General features: G+C 63.7%; 19 protein-coding genes. 7 read left to right on the top strand and 12 right to left on the bottom strand.

The genetic code is table 11. From position 1 onward, the window contains the following. Positions 1 to 4: 4 nt before the first annotated feature. Positions 5 to 898, bottom strand: a complete 894-nt coding sequence (locus HMPREF9695_RS17415; protein WP_006022203.1) for a LysR family transcriptional regulator — start codon at positions 896 to 898, stop codon at positions 5 to 7. 95 nt (positions 899 to 993) lie between these two features. Between HMPREF9695_RS17415 and HMPREF9695_RS17420 the strand changes: the two genes are divergently transcribed. The 3 genes from HMPREF9695_RS17420 to mutL all read left to right on the top strand — a co-directional run bounded on the left by HMPREF9695_RS17420 (position 994) and on the right by mutL (position 4,161). Then, complete coding sequence (locus HMPREF9695_RS17420) at positions 994 to 1,785, top strand: sulfite exporter TauE/SafE family protein (RefSeq protein ID WP_006022204.1); 792 nt, start codon at positions 994 to 996, stop codon at positions 1,783 to 1,785. Between the two features lie 46 nt (positions 1,786 to 1,831). After that, complete coding sequence (gene arfB, locus HMPREF9695_RS17425) at positions 1,832 to 2,251, top strand: alternative ribosome rescue aminoacyl-tRNA hydrolase ArfB (RefSeq protein ID WP_006022205.1); 420 nt, start codon at positions 1,832 to 1,834, stop codon at positions 2,249 to 2,251. A gap of 92 nt (positions 2,252 to 2,343) precedes the next feature. Next, positions 2,344 to 4,161: a DNA mismatch repair endonuclease MutL gene (gene mutL / locus HMPREF9695_RS17430; RefSeq protein WP_006022206.1), complete on the top strand. Its 1,818-nt coding sequence runs from the start codon at positions 2,344 to 2,346 to the stop codon at positions 4,159 to 4,161. 263 nt (positions 4,162 to 4,424) lie between these two features. On the opposite strand, the gene rsmD is transcribed toward mutL, so the two are convergent. Together rsmD and HMPREF9695_RS17440 are read right to left on the bottom strand one after the other, a co-directional pair. Continuing rightward, the gene (gene rsmD / locus HMPREF9695_RS17435) at positions 4,425 to 4,979 is read right to left on the bottom strand and encodes a 16S rRNA (guanine(966)-N(2))-methyltransferase RsmD (RefSeq protein ID WP_006022208.1); all 555 of its coding nucleotides are present in this window, start codon (positions 4,977 to 4,979) and stop codon (positions 4,425 to 4,427) included. A 58-nt stretch (positions 4,980 to 5,037) separates the two neighbouring features. Continuing rightward, positions 5,038 to 7,167 (bottom strand): pseudouridine synthase, encoded by a 2,130-nt coding sequence (locus HMPREF9695_RS17440; RefSeq protein WP_006022209.1) that lies wholly within the window; start codon positions 7,165 to 7,167, stop codon positions 5,038 to 5,040. Positions 7,168 to 7,329: 162 nt separating this feature from the next. Between HMPREF9695_RS17440 and HMPREF9695_RS17445 the strand changes: the two genes are divergently transcribed. Then, on the top strand, positions 7,330 to 7,776 hold the full coding sequence (locus HMPREF9695_RS17445; RefSeq protein WP_006022210.1) for a nucleoside deaminase: 447 nt from the start codon (positions 7,330 to 7,332) through the stop codon (positions 7,774 to 7,776). A gap of 120 nt (positions 7,777 to 7,896) precedes the next feature. Here HMPREF9695_RS17445 and HMPREF9695_RS17450 read toward each other — a convergent pair whose 3' ends face one another. The 3 genes from HMPREF9695_RS17450 to purD all read right to left on the bottom strand — a co-directional run bounded on the left by HMPREF9695_RS17450 (position 7,897) and on the right by purD (position 10,684). After that, positions 7,897 to 8,346, bottom strand: a complete 450-nt coding sequence (locus tag HMPREF9695_RS17450; protein ID WP_041712623.1) for a GNAT family N-acetyltransferase — start codon at positions 8,344 to 8,346, stop codon at positions 7,897 to 7,899. Further along, positions 8,346 to 9,254 carry an alpha/beta fold hydrolase gene (locus HMPREF9695_RS17455; RefSeq protein WP_006022213.1) on the bottom strand — a complete coding sequence of 303 codons (909 nt, stop codon included), beginning with the start codon at positions 9,252 to 9,254 and terminating at the stop codon, positions 8,346 to 8,348. Before HMPREF9695_RS17455 ends, HMPREF9695_RS17450 begins: the two co-directional genes overlap by 1 nt. Positions 9,255 to 9,415: 161 nt before the next feature. Next, the gene (gene purD, locus HMPREF9695_RS17460) at positions 9,416 to 10,684 is read right to left on the bottom strand and encodes a phosphoribosylamine--glycine ligase (RefSeq protein ID WP_006022214.1); all 1,269 of its coding nucleotides are present in this window, start codon (positions 10,682 to 10,684) and stop codon (positions 9,416 to 9,418) included. 81 nt (positions 10,685 to 10,765) lie between these two features. Between purD and xseA the strand changes: the two genes are divergently transcribed. Together xseA and HMPREF9695_RS17470 are read left to right on the top strand one after the other, a co-directional pair. Then, a complete protein-coding gene (gene xseA / locus HMPREF9695_RS17465) occupies positions 10,766 to 12,226 on the top strand; it encodes an exodeoxyribonuclease VII large subunit (protein ID WP_006022215.1) in 1,461 nt (486 codons plus the stop codon). A gap of 145 nt (positions 12,227 to 12,371) precedes the next feature. Beyond that, positions 12,372 to 12,596 (top strand): DUF2093 domain-containing protein, encoded by a 225-nt coding sequence (locus tag HMPREF9695_RS17470; RefSeq protein WP_002713413.1) that lies wholly within the window; start codon positions 12,372 to 12,374, stop codon positions 12,594 to 12,596. Here the strand turns inward: HMPREF9695_RS17470 and lpxK are convergent. The 6 genes from lpxK to HMPREF9695_RS17500 all read right to left on the bottom strand — a co-directional run bounded on the left by lpxK (position 12,593) and on the right by HMPREF9695_RS17500 (position 18,124). Next, the gene (gene lpxK, locus HMPREF9695_RS17475; RefSeq protein ID WP_006022216.1) at positions 12,593 to 13,609 is read right to left on the bottom strand and encodes a tetraacyldisaccharide 4'-kinase; all 1,017 of its coding nucleotides are present in this window, start codon (positions 13,607 to 13,609) and stop codon (positions 12,593 to 12,595) included. The genes HMPREF9695_RS17470 and lpxK overlap by 4 nt on opposite strands. Continuing rightward, positions 13,602 to 14,906: a 3-deoxy-D-manno-octulosonic acid transferase gene (locus tag HMPREF9695_RS17480; RefSeq protein ID WP_006022217.1), complete on the bottom strand. Its 1,305-nt coding sequence runs from the start codon at positions 14,904 to 14,906 to the stop codon at positions 13,602 to 13,604. The genes lpxK and HMPREF9695_RS17480 overlap by 8 nt, the downstream gene beginning before the upstream one ends. Further along, complete coding sequence (locus tag HMPREF9695_RS17485; protein WP_006022218.1) at positions 14,899 to 15,612, bottom strand: lysophospholipid acyltransferase family protein; 714 nt, start codon at positions 15,610 to 15,612, stop codon at positions 14,899 to 14,901. Before HMPREF9695_RS17485 ends, HMPREF9695_RS17480 begins: the two co-directional genes overlap by 8 nt. Continuing rightward, positions 15,609 to 15,857 carry a DUF4170 domain-containing protein gene (locus tag HMPREF9695_RS17490; RefSeq protein ID WP_006022219.1) on the bottom strand — a complete coding sequence of 83 codons (249 nt, stop codon included), beginning with the start codon at positions 15,855 to 15,857 and terminating at the stop codon, positions 15,609 to 15,611. The genes HMPREF9695_RS17485 and HMPREF9695_RS17490 overlap by 4 nt, the downstream gene beginning before the upstream one ends. A 61-nt stretch (positions 15,858 to 15,918) precedes the next feature. After that, complete coding sequence (locus tag HMPREF9695_RS17495; RefSeq protein ID WP_006022220.1) at positions 15,919 to 16,740, bottom strand: 3'(2'),5'-bisphosphate nucleotidase CysQ; 822 nt, start codon at positions 16,738 to 16,740, stop codon at positions 15,919 to 15,921. After that, on the bottom strand, positions 16,727 to 18,124 hold the full coding sequence (locus HMPREF9695_RS17500) for a TldD/PmbA family protein (RefSeq protein WP_041712626.1): 1,398 nt from the start codon (positions 18,122 to 18,124) through the stop codon (positions 16,727 to 16,729). The genes HMPREF9695_RS17495 and HMPREF9695_RS17500 overlap by 14 nt, the downstream gene beginning before the upstream one ends. 295 nt (positions 18,125 to 18,419) lie before the next feature. Here HMPREF9695_RS17500 and HMPREF9695_RS17505 point away from each other — a divergent pair, with 295 nt between their 5' ends. Next, the gene (locus tag HMPREF9695_RS17505; protein ID WP_006022222.1) at positions 18,420 to 18,950 is read left to right on the top strand and encodes a DUF6101 family protein; all 531 of its coding nucleotides are present in this window, start codon (positions 18,420 to 18,422) and stop codon (positions 18,948 to 18,950) included. Position 18,951: the final 1 nt, after the last annotated feature.

Genomic DNA, 18,951 nt, shown 5'->3' on the forward strand with positions numbered 1-18,951 from the left:
GGCATCACACCTTCGCAAACATCCTGAGGTGATCCGCAAGCTGCTGCACCGGGCGGGGCAATGACTGCCGGCCGCGCGTGCAGATCGCCAGCCTGCGGCTGGTCCATGGATCGGTCATCCTGATTGTCTTGATCTTGATTGAGCGGCTGTATCGGCGCGCGGCAGCCTCCGGAATGATCGCCACGCCGACGCCGGCTTCCACCATCTGGCAGATCGCATCGAAGCTTCGCAGCCGCGCCCGCACCCGCAGACGGACTCCGAGTTGCGCGGCATGAGTGGCGATATGGCTTTGCAGCGCGCTGACCTCGGTCAGTCCGACGAAATCACGGGCAGCGACGTCGCGGAAATTTGTCTGACGGCGCTGGGCAATCTCGTCGTCCGGCCTCACGATCAGCACCAGACGATCGTCACAGAACGGAAACCGGTCGAGCCACTCGGGCAGCATCGCATCGACCGCGAGACCGATATCGGCCGCGCCCGACGCCAGTGCCGTGGCGATCTCGACGCTCTCGCGCTCCTCGACATCGACGCTGATCGCCGGATATTTCGTCAGAAACGACGCGAGCGCCTTCGGCAGATGCTCGCTCGCGCCGGACGTATTGGCCAGCATATGGATGCGCGCCTTCAGGCCCCGCGCATAGGCGCTGAGTTCGCCCTGCATCGCCGCCATCTGATGCAGCACGATACGGGCATGATCGAGCAGGCTTTCGCCCGCGGCCGTGAGCCTGACGCCGCGCCGCTGCCGCTCCAGCAGCGGCACGCCCAGCGCCGCTTCCATGCCCTTGATGCGCGCGCTGGCCGATGCCAGGGCCAGCGCCGACCGCTCGGCGCCATGGGTGATGCTGCGCGCCTCGGCGACCGCCACGAACAGCCGCATATCCACCAGATCGAAATGCATGGCCAGGGCCCTTTACACTGCCTTGGCCAGAGCCGAAGGCTTGCTCCGTAACCTCCAGATTGTGCAGTTTGCCGCCCTCGGTCAATGTACGCGCCATGTCCAGCTCCCTCTCCGATCCGATTCTCCTGATCGTCATTGCCGCGGTCTTCCTGCTGGCGGGCTTCGTCAAAGGCACCATCGGCATGGGCCTGCCCACCGTGGCGATGGGTCTCCTTGCCACGCGGATGCCGCCCGCGCATGCGCTCGCCATCGTGATCGTGCCCGCCATCGTCACCAACATCTGGCAGACCTTCGTCGGCCCATACCTGCGCGACATCGTGCGCCGGCTGTGGCCGCTGATGGTCGGCACCGTGCTCGGCATCCTGTCAGGCGGGGGCCTGATGACGGGCCCCTACGCGCGCTACGGCACCATCGTGCTCGGCGTGCTGCTGGTGATCTACGCCATCATCGGACTGTCCAGGGTCCGCTTCAGCGTGCCGCGCGGGAACGAGAAATGGGTTGGCGGCATCGTCGGGCTGGTCACCGGCGTGATCTCGGCGGCGACCGGGGTGCAGGTCATTCCCTCGATGCCCTTCATGCAGGCCATCGGGATGGAGAAGGACGAACTTGTCCAGGCGCTCGGTGTGTTCTTCACCACCGCGACCGTGGCGCTGGCGTTCAACCTCACTGGCGCGGGGCTGCTGAATGCGACCGTCGCCATTCCCGGCCTTGTTGCGATGGTGACCGCCTTCGCCGGCATGTACCTCGGCCAGCTGCTCCGCTCGCGCATGGATGCGGATACGTTCCGGCGCTGGTTTCTGATCGCGATGCTGCTGCTCGGTATCTATCTCGCGGGCGAGATGGTGGCGCGAATCCACAGCGAGACGGCGGTCCCGGCAACGCACTGACGCGAAAACCGGTGCCCGTTGGCTCTGACCGTGCTAGGCGTGCTGCATGATCCGGGTCACACGCGACATCACCATTGACGAGAAGGACCTCGACATTGCGTTCGTTCGCGCCTCAGGCCCGGGCGGACAGAATGTCAACAAGCTCTCGACCGCGGCGCAATTGCGCTTCGATGTCGGGCGCATCGCGCTTGAACCGGACGTGCTGACGCGGCTGACAACGCTTGCAGGCCAGCGCATGACCAAGGACGGCGTGATCGTCATTCACGCCCAGCGCTTCCGCACCCAGGAGCGCAACCGCGCCGACGCCATCGACCGGTTGCTGGAGCTGTTGCGCGAAGCTGCCGTTCGCCCGAAACCGCGCCGCGCCACGCGGCCGACCCTCGGCTCGAAGATGCGCCGTCTCGACGGCAAGAAGCGCCGCAGCGACGTCAAGGCAAAGCGCAATACGCGCAGTTTCGACGATTGAGAATTAGCGGGTAAAACATACCTGTTCGGCCGTACAATCGAGCCGATCCCCGGGTAAAATACGCCGGATCATCGAATCGCCCCGGAATTCCCATGCCCGTCCGCCAGCTCCCCATTCAAATCGTCAACCGCATCGCCGCCGGCGAGGTGGTTGAGCGGCCCGCGAGCGCGGTGAAGGAACTGGTGGAGAATGCCATCGATGCCGGCGCGTCGCGCATCGATATTTTCACCGAAGGTGGCGGACGCCGCCGCATCGCCGTCACCGACGACGGCGCAGGCATGACGCATGACGATCTCGCGCTGTCGGTCGACCGTCACGCAACATCGAAGCTCGACGACGAGGACCTGCTGCGCATCCGCACGCTGGGCTTTCGCGGCGAAGCGCTGCCCTCGATCGGCGCGGTGTCAAAACTCAACATCGCCACCCGGCACGCCAGCGAGCCCCATGCATGGACGCTCAGTGTCGACGCCGGAGCGAAGTCCGATATCGTCCCCGCCGCCCTGACTGCCGGAACGCGGGTCGAGGTCAGCGATCTGTTCTACGCGACGCCAGCGCGATTGAAATTTCTCAAAACCGACCGCACCGAGGCGGAAGCTGTTCGCGAAGTCGTGCGCCGTCTGGCGATGGCGCGGCCGGATATCGCGTTTTCATTGTCCGGCGAGGAGCGCGCGCCGGTCACATGGGCGGCGGCGCTGCCCGGCGCTCCCGGCCGTCTGACACGGCTCGGCGATATTCTGGGGGCGGATTTTCGCGCCAGCGCCATCGAGGTGCGCGCCGAACGCGATGGTGTAAGCGTCGAAGGCTTTGCGGCCGCTCCATCGCTCACGCGCGCCAACGCGCTCGGACAATATCTGTTCGTCAACGGACGGCCGGTGCGTGACAAGCTGATCCTCGGGGCAGTGCGTGCGGCCTATGCCGATTATCTGCCGCGCGACCGGCATCCTGTGGTGGCGCTGTTCGTCACCCTCGACACCCAGGAGGTCGATGCCAACGTTCATCCGGCGAAAACCGAAGTACGTTTCCGCAATGCCGGGCTTGTCCGCGCGCTGATCGTGCATGCGTTGAAAGACGGCCTCGCCCGCGAAGGCAGGCGCACCGCTGCGAATTCCGACGGCGCCGCGATCATGGCTTTTCGTCCGGGAAGCATTCCGTCCAGCCGCGGCTGGGACTGGCGGCGCTCGCCGAGTTTCCCGACGGCTCCCGCTGCACTCGCCTATACCAACGCATTTACCTCGAACGCTTTCGCGGAAGCCGCGCAGGCCGCGTTCGATACCGGCGCACCGACAGCCGACGTTCGCCATGAGCCGACATCTGCGACAAGCCTGATCGACAGCCCGCTCGGCGCAGCGCGCACACAGATTCACGAAAACTATATCGTCGCCCAGACCCGCGACGGCCTCGTGATCGTGGATCAGCACGCTGCCCATGAGCGCATTGTCTATGAGCGGCTGAAAGCCTCGCTCGAACGCAACGGCGTGCAACGGCAGATTTTACTGATCCCCGAAATCGTCGAGATGGACGAGGCCACTGTGGAGAGGCTGGTGGCGCGCGCGGACGAACTGGAGAAATTCGGGCTCAGTATCGAGTCGTTCGGTCCCGGCGCAATCGCCGTGCGCGAAACGCCGTCGCTGCTCGGCAAGACCGATGCAGCCTCATTGCTACGCGATCTCGCCGAGCATATGGCGGAATGGGACGAAGCATTGCCGCTTGAGCGGCGGCTGATGCATGTGGCAGCCACGATGGCCTGCCACGGCTCGGTGCGCGCCGGGCGCATCCTCAAGCCCGAGGAAATGAACGCGCTGCTGCGCGAGATGGAAGTGACGCCGAATTCCGGCCAGTGCAATCACGGCCGTCCGACCTATGTCGAACTGAAACTCGCGGATATTGAGAAGCTGTTCGGACGGCGGTAATTGATCTTATTTGGAGTTGCTCGGAATGAAGCGAGATGACTTAAAGAGGCTTATTGTTGATGCTATTCGGACTCGTGGTGGTACGGCTCGGATAGCCGAGGTTGGTAGATATATATGGGACCACCACGAAGCCGACCTCAGAGCGTCAGGTGATTTCTTTTACGTATGGCAATACGAATTGCGATGGGCATCAAACCAGCTAGCTCGTGAAGGAAAACTCGACAAAACCTCAACACGCGGCATTTGGAAGAATCTGCCCTGATCTAAGCGCTCTTTAAAAACACAAACTCCGTGTCGTCATAGGCGCGGCGCTCGAGTTCTTCGAAGCCCTCGGGCGCTTTGAACGCCGCCGCCTTCGATTCCTCGACCACCACCAGCGCCTCCGGCGTCAGCCACTTGCCGTCACGCAGGGAAGCCAGCGCCTTGTCGGCCAGTCCGCGCCCGTAGGGCGGATCGAGGAACGCCAGCGAGAACGGCTCGACCGGATAGGCGGGGCCGAGATTGGTCGCATCGCGGCGATAGACCTTGGTGACGCCGCCGAGCCCGAGCGCTTCGACATTGTTGCGCAGCAGCGCCCGCGCCTCCGCGCCGTTGTCCACGAACAGCGTGAACGCCGCGCCGCGCGACACCGCCTCGATACCAAGCGCACCGGTGCCCGCGAACAGATCGAGCACCCGCGCGCCGTCGATCGGGTTCTCATACGCATGCATCAAAATGTTGAACAGCGACTCGCGCAGACGATCCTGCGTCGGACGGATGTCATTCGACGAAGGCGAGGCAATGTTGCGGCCTCTCAGACGACCACCGACGACACGCATGCTAGACTCCGAGCATGATCTTATCGGAAAACCGGTTCCCACTTTTCCGGATCATGCATCAGTCTTCCGTGACGCCGTCTTTGGGCTTCAGATCGCGCTTGCCCTTGTAGCCGCGTTGCGGACGGCGCGGCGGGCCGTAGCCGCCGGCTGCTTCCTCGTTGCGCGCACGAGCTTCGTCGCTGCCCGCACGGGTCACAAGAATCTTGCGGCCCTTGCGATCCGCGATCAGTCCGCTCTTCTTTCCCGCAGGCTTGATGCGGCCCTTGATGCGAGGCGCGTCTTCGTCCTCCGCGGCCTGCTTCACCGGCTTGTCGAACTGCGCGCCGGACATCGCGACGATCTTCTCGCCGAGCTGGTCGCGCAGCACCCGCGACTTGATCTCCTCTACCTGGCCTTCCTCGATCTCGCCGAGCTGGAACGGCCCGTAGGAAATGCGGATCAGCCGGTTCACTTCAAGTCCGAGATGCGCCATGACGTTGCGGACTTCGCGGTTCTTGCCTTCGCGGATCGCAAACACGATCCAGACGTTGGCCGCCTTGTCGCGCTCCAGCGTCGCATCGATCGAACCATACTTCACGCCGTCGACCTCGACGCCCTTTTTCAGTTCGTCGAGCTGGGCCTGCGTGACTTCGCCGTGGGCGCGGACGCGATAACGCCGCAGCCAGCCGGTGTCCGGCAGTTCCAGCGCGCGGGCGAGCCCGCCGTCATTGGTCAGCAGCAGCAGGCCTTCGGTGTTGAAGTCGAGCCGGCCGACGCTGATGAGGCGCGGAAGTCCCTCAGGCAGATTGTCGAACACTGTCGGACGGCCCTCGGGATCGTCGTGGGTCGTCATCAGGCCGCGCGGCTTGTGATAGAGAAACAGCCGCGTGCGCTCGCGCTCCGGCAACGGCTTGCCGTCGATGGTGACGACATCGTTGTCGGTGATGTCGAGCGCCGGCGAATTGATCACGCGGCCGTTCACCGCAACGCGGCCCTGCACAATCCAGTCCTCGGCGTCGCGGCGCGAACATAGCCCGGCGCGCGCGACGATCTTGGCGATGCGCTCGCCGGTCTTTTTCTTTTCCGGTGCCGCACGCGGCGCGCGCCGGTCGAAATCGGGTTTGCGCTCGCGGTATTCGCCGCGGCCGCCGAACGCGGGCCGCTTGGCGAAGACCTTGCTGTCGTCCTCGTTGTCGCGGCGAGGGCGTTCACCGGCTTCACTGCGTGGATGTTCCTGCCAGTCACTGCGGCCACGCGGTGCGCGGTCCTCGCGCGGCTTGTCAAAGCGGGGGCGCGAAAAACGCGGACGCTCGCTGGAATCGCGATCGCCACGGTCGAAACGGGGCTTGTCGAAACCACCAGCACCTTCACGGCGCGGCGGACGGCTGTCACCATCGCGCGAGGGTCCGCGCTTCTGCCAGGGCTTGTCGGCACCGCGGTCTTCACCTCGGCTGAAATCCTTGCGCGGTCCGCGATCCGGCGCACCACGCGCGGGCCGGTCGCCGCGATTGAAACGGGGGCGCTCGTCACGCTGCGGACGGTCGTCCCGGTTGAAGCGGGCGGGACGGTCATCTCTGCCTTCGCCGCGCGGCGTGTAGGGCCGCTTCTCGCCGAACTTCCTGTCTCCGAATTTTTTATCCTGGAAACGTCCGGCACCGGCGCTGCGTGGTGCGCGGTCGTCGCGATCGCGCGGCTTGAAGGAACGGCCTTCACCACGATCCTCACGCGGCTTGAACGGGCGCCCTTCGCTGCGATCACCACGCGGTTTGAAGGAACGGCCCTCTCCGCGATCCTCACGCGGCTTGAACGAACGTCCTTCGGGACGATCGCCACGTGGCTTGAACGGACGGCCTTCGCCACGATCCTCGCGCGGTTTGAATGACCGCGCTTCGCCCCGATCCCGCGAGCCGAAGTCCTTGCGCGGACCGCGATCCGGTCCGTCCTTGCGGAAATCGTCGCGCTTGCCGGCATAGGGCTTCGGCGCATAGGGCCGCTTGTCGCCGGACGGACGCTTGTCGCCAAACTTCCGGTCACCGAATTTCTTGTCGCCGCGCGGGCCGCCGGATCGTGCCGGCCGCTCGTCGCGCGAACTTCCTCCGCCGCGCGCGCCTCCACCGGGGCGGTCTCTGCCGCCGGCCTTGTAGCCTCCACCCGCTCCGCCTTCACGGCGCGGCGGACGGCCGTTGTTTTTATCGTTGTCGCGGGGCATGAATGATCTCTCAGGACGTTGGGCAGAATATCGGACTGTCGCACAACGTGAAATTGGCTGGCGGCACGCGCCCTTGTAAATCAGGGCGCATTTTCGCGCAAAACCGGTTCTCGCGTTTGCTGAAGGCGTCGTACTAACAGAGTTTATTGCCGGAAACGAGGCATGACGGCACGATCTTTCATGGATTTGGCGCTGAAACAGGCCGAAATCGCCGAAACCGCCGGGGAAGTGCCGATCGGTTGCGTCGTCGTGCGGGGCGGCACGGTGATCGCGCAGGCCGGCAACCGCACCCTCACCGACCGCGATCCGACCGCACATGCCGAGATTCTGGCGATCCGCGAGGCCGCCCGCGTCACCGGCAGCGAGCGCCTGACCGATTGCGATCTCTACGTGACGCTGGAGCCCTGCACCATGTGCGCGGGGGCGATCTCTTTCGCCCGCATCCGGCGGCTTTACTATGGCGCGGCCGATCCGAAGGGCGGCGCGGTGGACAGCGGCGTGCGATTCTTCGCCTCGCCGACCTGTCATCATGCGCCGGAGATTTATCCCTCAGTCGGCGAAAGCGAAGCCGCCGCGCTGCTGACGAATTTCTTTAAGGCGCGGCGGTAAGCCAAACCGTCATTGCGAGCGAAGCGAAGCAATCCATTCTCAAGTCAAGGATGGATTGCTTCGTCGCTATCGCTCCTCGCAATGACAACGCTCGTGGCCGTGGCACGAAACCGCAATATTTCAAATCAGATTGATCTTCATGCCCTCGTGCGAGGCGTCGAAGCCAAGCCGCGCATAGAAGCGCTGCGCATCGACGCGCCGCTTGTCGGTGGTGAGCTGCAATTGCTTGCAGCCGCGCGCACGCGACTTGGCGATCATCGCCTCCATCATCTGTTCGCCGATGCCGAGCCCGCGCAGTGAACGGTCGACCCGCACACCTTCGACCTTCGCAATCCAGGCACCATGATAGGACATGCCGGGAATGAAGGTCAGTTGCAGGCACCCCATCGCCGTGCCCTCGTGATCCCACACATAAAGCGTGTTGTTGGGGTCCGCCGCGATGGCGTCGAACGCGGCACAATACGCCGCCATGTTACTGGAGAAATCCTCGCGCCCGCGCGCGATCTCATCATCCGCCAGCATTTCAACAATCCGCCGGATGTCTTCTCGCCTTGCCTCCCGTAATGCCATCAATCCTGCCCCTGAAAGAATTCAAGTAATGCGCTGGCCGTTTCCTGCGGGTTTTCCTCGGGAAGGAAATGGCCCGCATCGATGGCGTGTCCACTGACGTTCGTCGCCCAGTTACGCCAGGTGTCGAGCGGGCTCGAAGCCGAGGACGCAATGCCCGCCCCGCCCCACAGCGCCAAAAGCGGCACCGTGATCTTGTTGCCGGCCTCAACGTCGGCCTTGTCCTGATCGAAATCGGCATAGGCCCCGGCGCGATAATCCTCGCACGCCGCATGAATGCGCAGCGGATCGCGAAACGCCGTCAGGTAATGTTCCACCGCTCGCGGATCGAACGGATTGGGCGCATCCTTCTTGGCCCAGCTCTTGAAGGTGCGGCCGAAATAATCGTCGGGATTCGACGCGATCAGGTTCTCCGGCAACGGATGCGGCTGCGCCAGAAACGCCCAGTGATAGATCCGGAGCGCGAAACCGCGATCCATCTTCGCCCAGTAATCGTAGGTCGGCAGAATATCGAGCGTCGCGAAACGCGACAGCCGCCCCGGATGATCGAGCGCCAGCCGGTAAGCGACGCGGCCGCCGCGGTCGTGACCCGCGAGGCTGAAATGCACATGGCCGAGCTTTTCCATCGCCTCGACCATCACCTGCGCCATCACCCGCTTGGTGAACGGCGTATGGTTCTCGTCGGTCGTCGGAACGTCCGACCAGCCGTAGCCAGGCAAATCCGGGATCACGAGCGTGAACCTCGAAGCCAGCATCGGCGCGACGCGATGCCACATCACATGGGTCTGCGGATAGCCGTGCAATAGCAACAACGGCGGTCCATTGCCGCCGACGCGGGCGAAAATGCGCCCGCCGCGTGTGCTGATCCATTCGGATTTGAAGCCAGGAAAAAGATCGGCGAGATCGGACATGGGATTTCTGTACCCTTGTTATTATCCCGGCTATTGCGGGGACCCATACTCACTGAATTCAATGATCTAACGTCAGTCCTGCAACAACACCGCACCGCGGCGAAAATTTCAGCTCGATAACGTGGTTATGGGTCCTATGCGTGCACGAAACAGCACCCGGTTTAGGACTTCTGCTCCCGCGCCACCGCCTGCCACCCGATATCGCGGCGGCAGAAGCCTTCCGGCCACCGGATTCGATCGATGGCCTCATAGGCCCTGCGTTGCGCCTCGCTGACGGTCCCGGCTGTTGCAGTGACATTCAGCACCCGTCCGCCGTTGGCGAGAATTTTATCTCCGGCGGCCTTGGTGCCGGCATGGAAGATCTCGACGCCTTCGATCTTCGCAGCATCACCGAGACCTTCGATGACCGTGCCTTTGGCATAGTCGCCGGGATAGCCCTTCGCGGCCATCACAACGGTGAGCGCGGGCTCGGGATACCAGCGCAGGTCGAAATGCTTCAATTCACCTTCGACCGAAGCAAGCAGCGCCGGCACGAGGTCTGACATCAAACGGATCATCAGCACCTGCGTCTCGGGATCGCCGAAGCGCGCATTGTATTCGATCAGCTTCGGGCCATCCCTGGTGATCATCAGGCCAGCGAACAGCACGCCCTTGTAAGGCATGCCCATCGCCTTCATCGCGCGCAGCGTCGGCAGGATGATCTCGCTCATCGTCCGCTCGCGCACCGCGTCGGTGAACACCGGCGCCGGCGAATAGGCCCCCATGCCGCCGGTGTTCGGTCCCTTGTCGCCGTCGAAGGCGCGCTTGTGATCCTGCGCGGCGGCCAGCGGCAACGCGTTGTCACCATCGCACAGCACGAAGAACGAGGCTTCCTCGCCCTCCATGAATTCCTCAACGACCGCTTCCGCTCCCGCGGCAGTGAACAGCGCATCGACGGCGGCTTCAGCCTCGGCCAGCGTCATCGCCACCACGACGCCCTTGCCCGCGGCGAGACCGTCAGCCTTCACGACAATCGGCGCACCCTGCTTGCGGATATAGGCTTTCGCGGCGTCCGCATCGCGAAACCGCTCATAGGCCGCGGTCGGAATGTTGTTCGCCTTGCAGATATCCTTGGTGAAGCCCTTGGAGCTTTCGAGTTGCGACGCAGCCTTGCTCGGCCCGAACGCCTTGATGCCGGCTGCGGCGAGATCATCAACGATGCCGGCTGCCAGCGGCGCCTCAGGGCCAACCACCACGAGGTCGACCTTGTTCATCTTGCAGAAATCGATCACCGCCGCATGATTCGCGACATCAAGGGCGACGCACTCCGCGTCCTGCGCGATGCCGGCATTGCCAGGCGCGCACCACAGTTTCGTCAGCAGTGGCGAGGCCGCCATTTTCCACGCCAGCGCGTGTTCGCGCCCGCCGGAACCGATCAAAAGGATATTCATGGATAAGGGTCGAACCGGCGTTTCTGGGATGATAGAAGGGTTTAACATGGTGTTTGATCACCGCAATAGATTCGAGTCGCGATGAAAGCCACTGCCGCCGAACCGCTGCCCAATTCACCGGAATTTACCGTTTCGGAGCTGTCCTCGGCTCTGAAGCGAACGGTTGAGGACGCCTACGGCCATGTGCGGGTGCGCGGCGAAATCTCCGGCTTTCGCGGCCCCCATTCGTCGGGCCACTGCTATTTCGCCCTGAAAGACGACAGCGCCAAGATCGAGGCGGTGATCTGGAAGGGCGTTCATGGCCGGATGCGGTTCAAGCCGCAGGAAGGCCTGGAGGTCATCGCCACCGGCAAGCTCACCACCTTTCCGGGCTCGTCGAAATACCAGATCGTGATCGAGGCGATCGAGCCGGCCGGTGTCGGCGCGCTGATGGCGCTGATGGAAGAGCGCAAGAAGAAACTCGCCGCGGAGGGCCTGTTCGACGAAGCGCGCAAGCAACTCCTTCCATGGCTGCCGGAGGTCATCGGCGTTGTCACCTCGCCGACCGGCGCCGTGATCCGCGACATCCTGCACCGGCTGGAAGACCGTTTCCCGCGCCGTGTGCTGGTGTGGCCGGTGCGCGTTCAGGGCGAAGGCTCCGCCGAGCAGATCGCCGCCGCCATTCGCGGCTTCAACGCACTTGAAGAGGGCGGCCGGATTCCCCGGCCTGACTTGCTGATCGTCGCACGCGGCGGCGGCTCGCTGGAAGACCTGTGGTCGTTCAACGAAGAGATCGTGGTGCGTGCCGCGGCGGAGAGCATGATCCCGCTGATTTCAGCGGTGGGCCACGAGACCGACGTCACCCTGATCGATTTCGCCGCCGACAAGCGCGCACCGACGCCGACCGCGGCAGCCGAGATGGCAGTGCCCGTGCGCGCCGAATTGTTCGTCGAGGTCTCATCACTGGAACGTCGCACCATGCTGTGCTGGCAGCGCGGCCAGGAACATCGCCGCAGCGAACTGCGCGCGGCGGCGCGCGCGTTGCCGAAGGCGACCGACCTGCTCAACATTCCACGCCAGCGTCTCGATCGCGCCAGCGCGCAACTGCCCCGCGCCTTGCGCGCCAACGCTCATTTGTACGAGCGACGGCTGTCTGCGATCGGCGGACGGCTGACGGTGACGGCCCTTCGCGCGCAGATCGATCGCGGAAAGGAAAAGGTCGCGCGGCTCGCCACAAGCGCGCGGCGCTGCGCCGATCTGCATATCCAGCAGCGCGAGACGCGGCTGAAGTATGTCGCGCAGCTTTTGAATGCACTGTCCTACAAGGGCGTGCTGGATCGCGGCTTCGCACTGGTGCGCGACGAACACGGCCAGCCGCTGCATGCGGCGGCCCATGTCGGTTCCGGCCAGCATCTCACCATTGAGTTCGCCGACGGACGCATCGGCGCAACCGCAGATGGCGAGGGAACAGCCGCGGCGAAGCCGAAAGCCGCGCCGGCAAAGCCTGCATCGAAGCGGACCACCGATTTTGGCGTCAAAAAGGTTCAGGGCGACCTTTTTTGATCTGCCAAAGCTGGTTCAGCGCCTCTCCTGCCGGCTTTGCTGGCATGATCTTCTCCGAAAACCGGTTTCCACTCTTCTGGATCATGCCTATATTTGAGCTATCTCTCCGGACGACAATCTGCCGGATTCCACAAGGACAGTTATCGTGCTCAATAAATTCGGGCCTTCCGGCCAGGGCGAAGCGCAGGTCGAATATCTCGACGGCGATTTTCGCGTGACCTCTCCCGGCTCCTACGTCCGCTGCGCCATCACCGGCGAACACATTCCGCTGGACGAGCTGAAGTACTGGAGCGTCGACCGGCAGGAAGCCTATGCGACGCCGGAAGCCGTGTTGCAGCGGCACTATCCCGCGCAGTTGAAGAAGGCCTAAAGATTTATCGCGCGCGCTTTTGCCAGCCGCGCCGTCACGAAATCCCGCAACGCTGTTTCATCGTCGAACCTGAGCGTGACCGCGAAAGTCGCGATGCGATCTGCATAGGCCTTGAGGCGTGCATCGCTGCGGATGCGTGCCATATCCTTTTCGGTGGTCACCAGCTTAAGAGTTTTTGCTGTGGCGTCCGACACCAGCCGCCCGATCTCGTCCGGCGTGAATGGATGGTGGTCGGCGAAGGCCCTTTGCTCGATCACGTCCACGCCACTGGCACGCAGCGTCGCAAAGAACCGCGCCGGATCGCCGATCCCTGCAAACGCCAGCACGCGCTGACCGCGCAACGCATCGACCGAGGCTTGACCCGGCACGAGCCGCGCGCGCAACACGGGTGCGCCGCGCTTCGCCAGCACTGCTGCGATATGATCGGCCGCATCGCCTGCGCCGATCACGATCAGCGCGTCGGTGCGTGCGACCTGCGGCTCGACAGGCGCGCGCAGCGGACCAGCCGGAAATACACCGCCATTGCCGATACCGCGCGCAGCATCGATCACGATCAACGACGCATCCTTCGCAAGCGCCGGATTCTGAAAGCCGTCATCCAGCAGCACAACACTGGCGCCGGACGTTCGCGCCAGTGACGCGCCGGCGACACGGTCGCGCGATACGATGACGGACACATTTGAGGCCAGCATCAAGGGCTCATCGCCCACATCGGCAGCGGAATGCGACGCCGGATCGACGCGCAGGGGTCCCTGCTGCGTTCCGCCGTAACCACGGCTGACCACGAACGGCTGCTCGCCCAGCTCGCGCAGGAGTTTCACAAGCGCGAGCGTCGTCGGCGTCTTGCCTGCACCGCCGAGATGATAATTGCCGACGCAAAGAACCGGAATTCCTGGAGACGCTCCGGCGCGCGACATCCGCCGCGCGGTGATCGCTCCGTAAATCGCGCCAAGCGGCGCTAGCAATCGCGATAGCAATGATGGCGGCCGATACCAGAAGGCCGGCTCACGCATCGGAGCCCCCGCTCTCCAGCCGCAGTTGCAGAAGATATGGCTCCAGCGCTGCGAGCGTCTTGTCGAGCGCGCCGCCAAGCCGGCTGACAACGGTTTCCGCCGCACCGACCGAACGCTGCCGCGCAATCGGGTTCACCAGGAGATGCCCGAGCGACTTCACGAATTCCTCGCCGGTCTCGGCGCGAATAGCCCCCCCGGCCTGATTGAGCGCGTCGTAGATGTCGCCGAAGTTGAACACGTGCGGTCCGTGCAGGATCGCAGCACCCAGCTTGATGCCTTCGATCGGGTTTTGCCCGCCGTGCGCCACCAGCGAACCGCCCATGAACACCACCGGCGCCAGCCGGTAGAACAACCCGAGTTCACCCATGGTATCGGCAACGTAGATGTCCGTCCCGGCGCCCGGCAGTTCGTCCTGCGAGCGCAGGGCCACCTGCATGCCGCCATCCGTCAGCATCCGCGCGATGGCCGCGCCGCGATTGGGATGACGCGGCACGATCACGCTCAGCAATTTCGGCATCCGCGCCGCCAGACGCCGATGCGCATCGAGAATGATTTCGTCCTCGCCGGGATGCGTGGAGGCTGCGAGGAACACCAGCCGGCGCTGCGTCGCCTCCCTGAGGCGCTCCAGCTTCTTCACGTCTGCGGGCGGCCCCTCGACATCGAGCTTCAGATTTCCGGATGTCACGACGTTCGGACAGCCCAGCGCCGCGAAGCGTTCGCCGTCGCGGTCGGATTGCGCGAGGCAAAGATCGAAGCACTCCAGCAGTGTGGAGATGGTGCCGCGCAGTTTCTGCCAGCGCGGAAACGAGCGCGGCGACATGCGGCCGTTGATGATGACCATCGGGATGCGCCGCTCGGCGCTCGACAGGATCAGATTGGGCCAGATGTCCGACTCAATGAAGAGCGCCAGGCCGGGCTTCCAGTGATCGAGAAAGGCTGACACAAAGCGCGGCGAATCGAACGGGATGTATTGATGAATGACGTCGGGCGGAAACCGCCGCGCCACAATAGCGGCCGAGGTGACCGTGCCCGAGGTCAGCAGGATGCGGACATTCAGCGCCCGCAGCCGCTCGATCAGTCCCGCCGCCGCAAGCACCTCGCCGACACTCGCGCCATGAATCCAGATCAGCGGTCCGGGCGGGCGCTCCACGCTGGCAACGCCGCGGCGTTCGCCGAGCCGCTCGGGATCTTCCTTGCCCTGCTTCAGCCGGCGCGCGATGAGCGGCGCTGCGAGCGGCGCGGCAAGAGCCGACAGCCGCCGGTACGCCGCGAGCGTCGCTGGGAGCGCGCTAGGCATGAAGACCCTCGTTCGGGAGGCCGACCAGGTCGTAGGCGCGGCGCGTCACGTCGTTCAACCGCTCTTCGAGTTGCAGGCGCAGCTTCTGCATCGTCTCGGTGTCCGCATCGCGCGGCACCCAGAGAATCTCGCCCGCGGCAATGACGCCACGCCCGAATGGCAAATGAATGACAGAGCGGTCCCAGTTGTTGAGGCGTTTGAACCGGCTGGTGGCGATCGCCACCGGCAGGATCGGCCGTCCGGACTCGCGCGCCAGCATGATAATGCCGAGGCCCGCCTTGCGCGCAACCTTCGGCACATCCGCGGTCAGCGCCATGTTGATGTTATCTTCCAGCGTCCGCAGCATCATCTTGAACGCGCCGACACCACCCTTGCGGTGAAACTCCGTTCCGTGATCGCCCGAGCCGCGCACCGTCCCTACATTGAGGCGTTCCGCTGCGATCGCATTGATTTCGCCGTCGCGATGACGGGAGATCAGGACCTTGGCGGAATACTGCTTCAGTTTCAGGAACGGCATCATGAAGTGCTGGCCATGCCAGAACGCGATGATGACCGGCATATCCGGTTCGATGCACTTATAGACGTTCGGCGGGTCGAGGGTGAAACGGTTCGTCCACCACACAAAACGCAAAAATTCCGCCGCGGTCGTACCCGCAGCACGCTGCACCCATCTCGAGCGGCCGAGATCTCGAAGAAATCGTTTCAATGGGCCGACTTTGAATCTTGACCGGGATCGAGCAGCCGGTGGAGATGGACGATGAAGTAACGCATGTGGGCGTTGTCGACGGTTTGCTGGGCCTTGCTCTTCCAGGCCGCATAGGCGGTGGCGTAGTTCGGGAACAGGCCGACGACCTCGACCTTGTCGAGATCCTTGAAAGTCACGTGATCGAGGTCGAGAAGCTCGCCGCCGATCACAAGGTGAAGCAACTGCGGTTGCACAGTTTCGGACATGAGGTGCTTTCCCAAAAAGCAAGGACCGGCCGATGAATTCAAGCAAAAACCATGCTCGCAATCACCACGGAATCGGGTTTTCCCGAAAATGTTTCACGATATGCGCGTGCCGCGCATGCCCCGCCGCCACCAGCAACCCGTGACGAACGTCGGTCTGATTGTAAACCAGACGTTCTCCGGCCAGTGAGGTCATTTCCCCGCCCGCTTCGTGCACGATTAAATCGGCCGCGGCAAGGTCCCAGTCACGGCTATGCCCGGCGGCAAATGCGGCATCAAGCCGCCCATCGGCCACCCGCACCAGCCGCAAGGCGAGAGATCCGATTCTCGGATGAAGGGTTTCGCCCTCGCGCATGCCGCCGAGACGCTCAACCAGGGGTTTGGGCCCCGCAATCTTCGGAAAATCGATCGCGGCGCCGGGCGCGGCTGTTATCCGCGCTCCGTTCAGCACGGCGCCTCGCCCGCGCGTTGCGAAAAAGAACTCATTACTCGCGGGTGCGAAGACCGCGCCGAGCAGCGGCGATCCGTCTGCAACCAGCGCGATAGAGACCGACCAGTCGTCCTGCTTCGCGAGATAGGCGCGGGTGCCATCGATGGGATCGACGATCCATGTCAGCGATTTGCCGAGCCGCGACGGATCGTCGGCGCTTTCCTCAGAGAGCCATCCGTAATCCGGCGTCGCGGAACGCAACCGCGTCTCGATCAGGTCGTTGACCGCGATGTCGGCCTCGGACACCGGCGACGACTTGCCCTTGATCCAGGTTTTCAGCTCGGTGCGAAACAGATCGAGCGCCAGCGCACCGGCTTCGCGAACCACGCCAGCCAGGAGTTCAGCGTCGCGCGTCAGGGCGGTATCGCTGATCATATCGGAATCAGCGACCGGCAATCGTCAGTTCCCCCACGCGCACGGTCGGTGCGTTGACGCCGTACTTGAACGCAAGGTCGTTGGCGGGAATCATCGATTTGAAAATCTCCAGCAGGTGACCCGCGATGGTCACTTCGCTCACCGCATATGTCAGTTGGCCGTTCTCGATCCAGAAACCCGCAGCGCCACGGCTGTAGTCGCCGGTCACGCCGTTGACGCCGGATCCGATCAGGTCGGTGACATAGAAACCTTCCTTGATATCGGCGATCAGCTCAGCGGGCGAAAGCTGACCGGCCTCAAGGTGAAGATTGTACGGTCCGGGCGAGGGCGACGACGAGACACCGCGATGGGCGTGCCCCGTGGTCGCCAGGCCCAGTTCGCGCGCGGTCGCGGAATCCAGCAGCCATGTCGTCAACACACCGTCGTCGATGATGGCCTGCTTCCTGGTCGCCACGCCTTCGGAGTCGAAGGCCTGCGACCGCATCCCGCGCACGCGCAGCGGATCGTCGATAATGCGAATTCCTTTGTCGAACAACTGCTGACCGAGACGATCCTTCAGAAAACTCGTCTTGCGGGTGATCGATGTCCCGTTCACCGCGCCGACCAGATGACCGACCAGCGAATTCGAGACACGCGGGTCGAACACCACCGGCGCCTTGCAGGTCGCCACCTTGCGCGGATTGAGCCGCGCCACGGTGCGCTCGCCCGCACGCCGCCCGACGCTTGCCGGCGATTCGAGATCGGAGCCGTGGATCGCCGACGTGAAATCGTAGTCACGCTCCATGCCGGTGCCTTCACCCGCGATCGCCACCGTCGAGATGCTTTGGCTCGAACGCAGATAGGATCCGTGAAACCCGGTCGAGGTCACAAGCACCATGCCGCCAATCCCCGCGGAAGCAGAGGCGCCGCCGGACTTCGACACGCCCTTGACTCCAAGTGCCGCAGCTTCCGCTTCCAGCGCACGCCGCTCCAATTCGTCCACAGAGGGCACCTGCGGATCGAGCAGATCGAGATCGGGAAACTGCTTCGCCAGCAGCGACGGATCGGCGAGACCGACGTACTCATCGTCGGGCGCGACCCGCGCCATCGCAACCGCGCGCTCGGCCAGTCTTGCAACATCGCCGCCGATGTCGCTGGTTGAAACCACTGCCTGCCGCTTGCCGACAAACACGCGCAAGCCGACGTCGTCGCCTTCCGACCGTTCCGATTCCTCGACCTTGCCGTCACGAACCTCAATGCTCTGCGCTACGCCGCGCACTGCGATGGCATCCGCCGAGTCAGCGCCCGCACGCTTCGCCGCTTCCACGAGACGCTGTGCCAGATCGCTCAACGCGGTCTGATCGAGCAATCCGGATGTCGTTGATTTCGGTGATGGCGACAATGATGCGTTTGGTGAAGAGTTCACAAACAATTTCCCGAGGCTTGGATACGAATGCAACACATCATGAGATGTGCCTGTTTTACGCGGACTTCAAGCGTTTTCGAGGCCCGCGAGGCAGATATTTCACGTGAGGCGAACATCGGATTCGGGGCGCTGGCAAGGTCTCGTCAATCATCCGCGCCAACGTCTCGTCAATCATGAGAACTGAAGCAAACACAGTGAGAGACGATTAACCAGCCTTCTTAAGCGGATTCGGACGCGGCTCTGGCATGCTCCTCCCATCGACCGGGAACATAATTCCGGCGTGGGAGATAAAGCCGTGAGGCGTCAATTCGGAGTCGGCGGGGTGCAACCCGTCGGGTCGAGCTGCATGTTGCAGCTCGACCCCCATTCTTTGCCGGTCAGCTTTGAAGCGCGCGATGGCCGCGCCGATGGCGGCGTCAGGCATATCGAAATCAATCGCGAACGCGTCACCGTGCGCCGTGCCGTCGGCGGCATCCGCATGGCGATCAATGTCCGCGTCAGCGAATTTCTCGGCATCGCCTGCCGCGAAACCAATGACGGACGCGCGCTGGTTCTGGTTCACAGCGATCCGTCCTTGTCGGTGCCGCTGCTGGTCACCGCGGACGATCTGCATCTGGACATGGCCTGGCAGATGTGGGGCGATCTGTTTGCCTTGCCGCAGATCGAAGACGAAACGGGCGACACCCGCGAGCCCGCGCCGCGCCGCCGCCGCCGCAACATCATCAAGGATCGCCGTCCGAAGTTTCTCGTGCGCCGCAAGGCGGGCCGCCCTGCGATGGAGCAATCCATTCATCGCGGCGAACGCGAGATCATCGCCCGTCACTGAA

Origin of the sequence: Afipia broomeae ATCC 49717 (assembly GCF_000314675.2) — a bacterium.
Taxonomy (GTDB): Bacteria; Pseudomonadota; Alphaproteobacteria; order Rhizobiales; family Xanthobacteraceae; genus Afipia; species Afipia broomeae.

Coding starts and splice junctions, on each gene's coding strand:
- HMPREF9695_RS17415 (WP_006022203.1), bottom strand. CDS start 898: ATGCATTTCGATCTGGTGGATATGCGGCTGTTCGTGGCGGTCGCCGAG.
- HMPREF9695_RS17420 (WP_006022204.1), top strand. CDS start 994: ATGTCCAGCTCCCTCTCCGATCCGATTCTCCTGATCGTCATTGCCGCG.
- arfB (WP_006022205.1), top strand. CDS start 1,832: ATGATCCGGGTCACACGCGACATCACCATTGACGAGAAGGACCTCGAC.
- mutL (WP_006022206.1), top strand. CDS start 2,344: ATGCCCGTCCGCCAGCTCCCCATTCAAATCGTCAACCGCATCGCCGCC.
- rsmD (WP_006022208.1), bottom strand. CDS start 4,979: ATGCGTGTCGTCGGTGGTCGTCTGAGAGGCCGCAACATTGCCTCGCCT.
- HMPREF9695_RS17440 (WP_006022209.1), bottom strand. CDS start 7,167: ATGCCCCGCGACAACGATAAAAACAACGGCCGTCCGCCGCGCCGTGAA.
- HMPREF9695_RS17445 (WP_006022210.1), top strand. CDS start 7,330: ATGACGGCACGATCTTTCATGGATTTGGCGCTGAAACAGGCCGAAATC.
- HMPREF9695_RS17450 (WP_041712623.1), bottom strand. CDS start 8,346: ATGGCATTACGGGAGGCAAGGCGAGAAGACATCCGGCGGATTGTTGAA.
- HMPREF9695_RS17455 (WP_006022213.1), bottom strand. CDS start 9,254: ATGTCCGATCTCGCCGATCTTTTTCCTGGCTTCAAATCCGAATGGATC.
- purD (WP_006022214.1), bottom strand. CDS start 10,684: ATGAATATCCTTTTGATCGGTTCCGGCGGGCGCGAACACGCGCTGGCG.
- xseA (WP_006022215.1), top strand. CDS start 10,766: ATGAAAGCCACTGCCGCCGAACCGCTGCCCAATTCACCGGAATTTACC.
- lpxK (WP_006022216.1), bottom strand. CDS start 13,609: ATGCGTGAGCCGGCCTTCTGGTATCGGCCGCCATCATTGCTATCGCGA.
- HMPREF9695_RS17480 (WP_006022217.1), bottom strand. CDS start 14,906: ATGCCTAGCGCGCTCCCAGCGACGCTCGCGGCGTACCGGCGGCTGTCG.
- HMPREF9695_RS17490 (WP_006022219.1), bottom strand. CDS start 15,857: ATGTCCGAAACTGTGCAACCGCAGTTGCTTCACCTTGTGATCGGCGGC.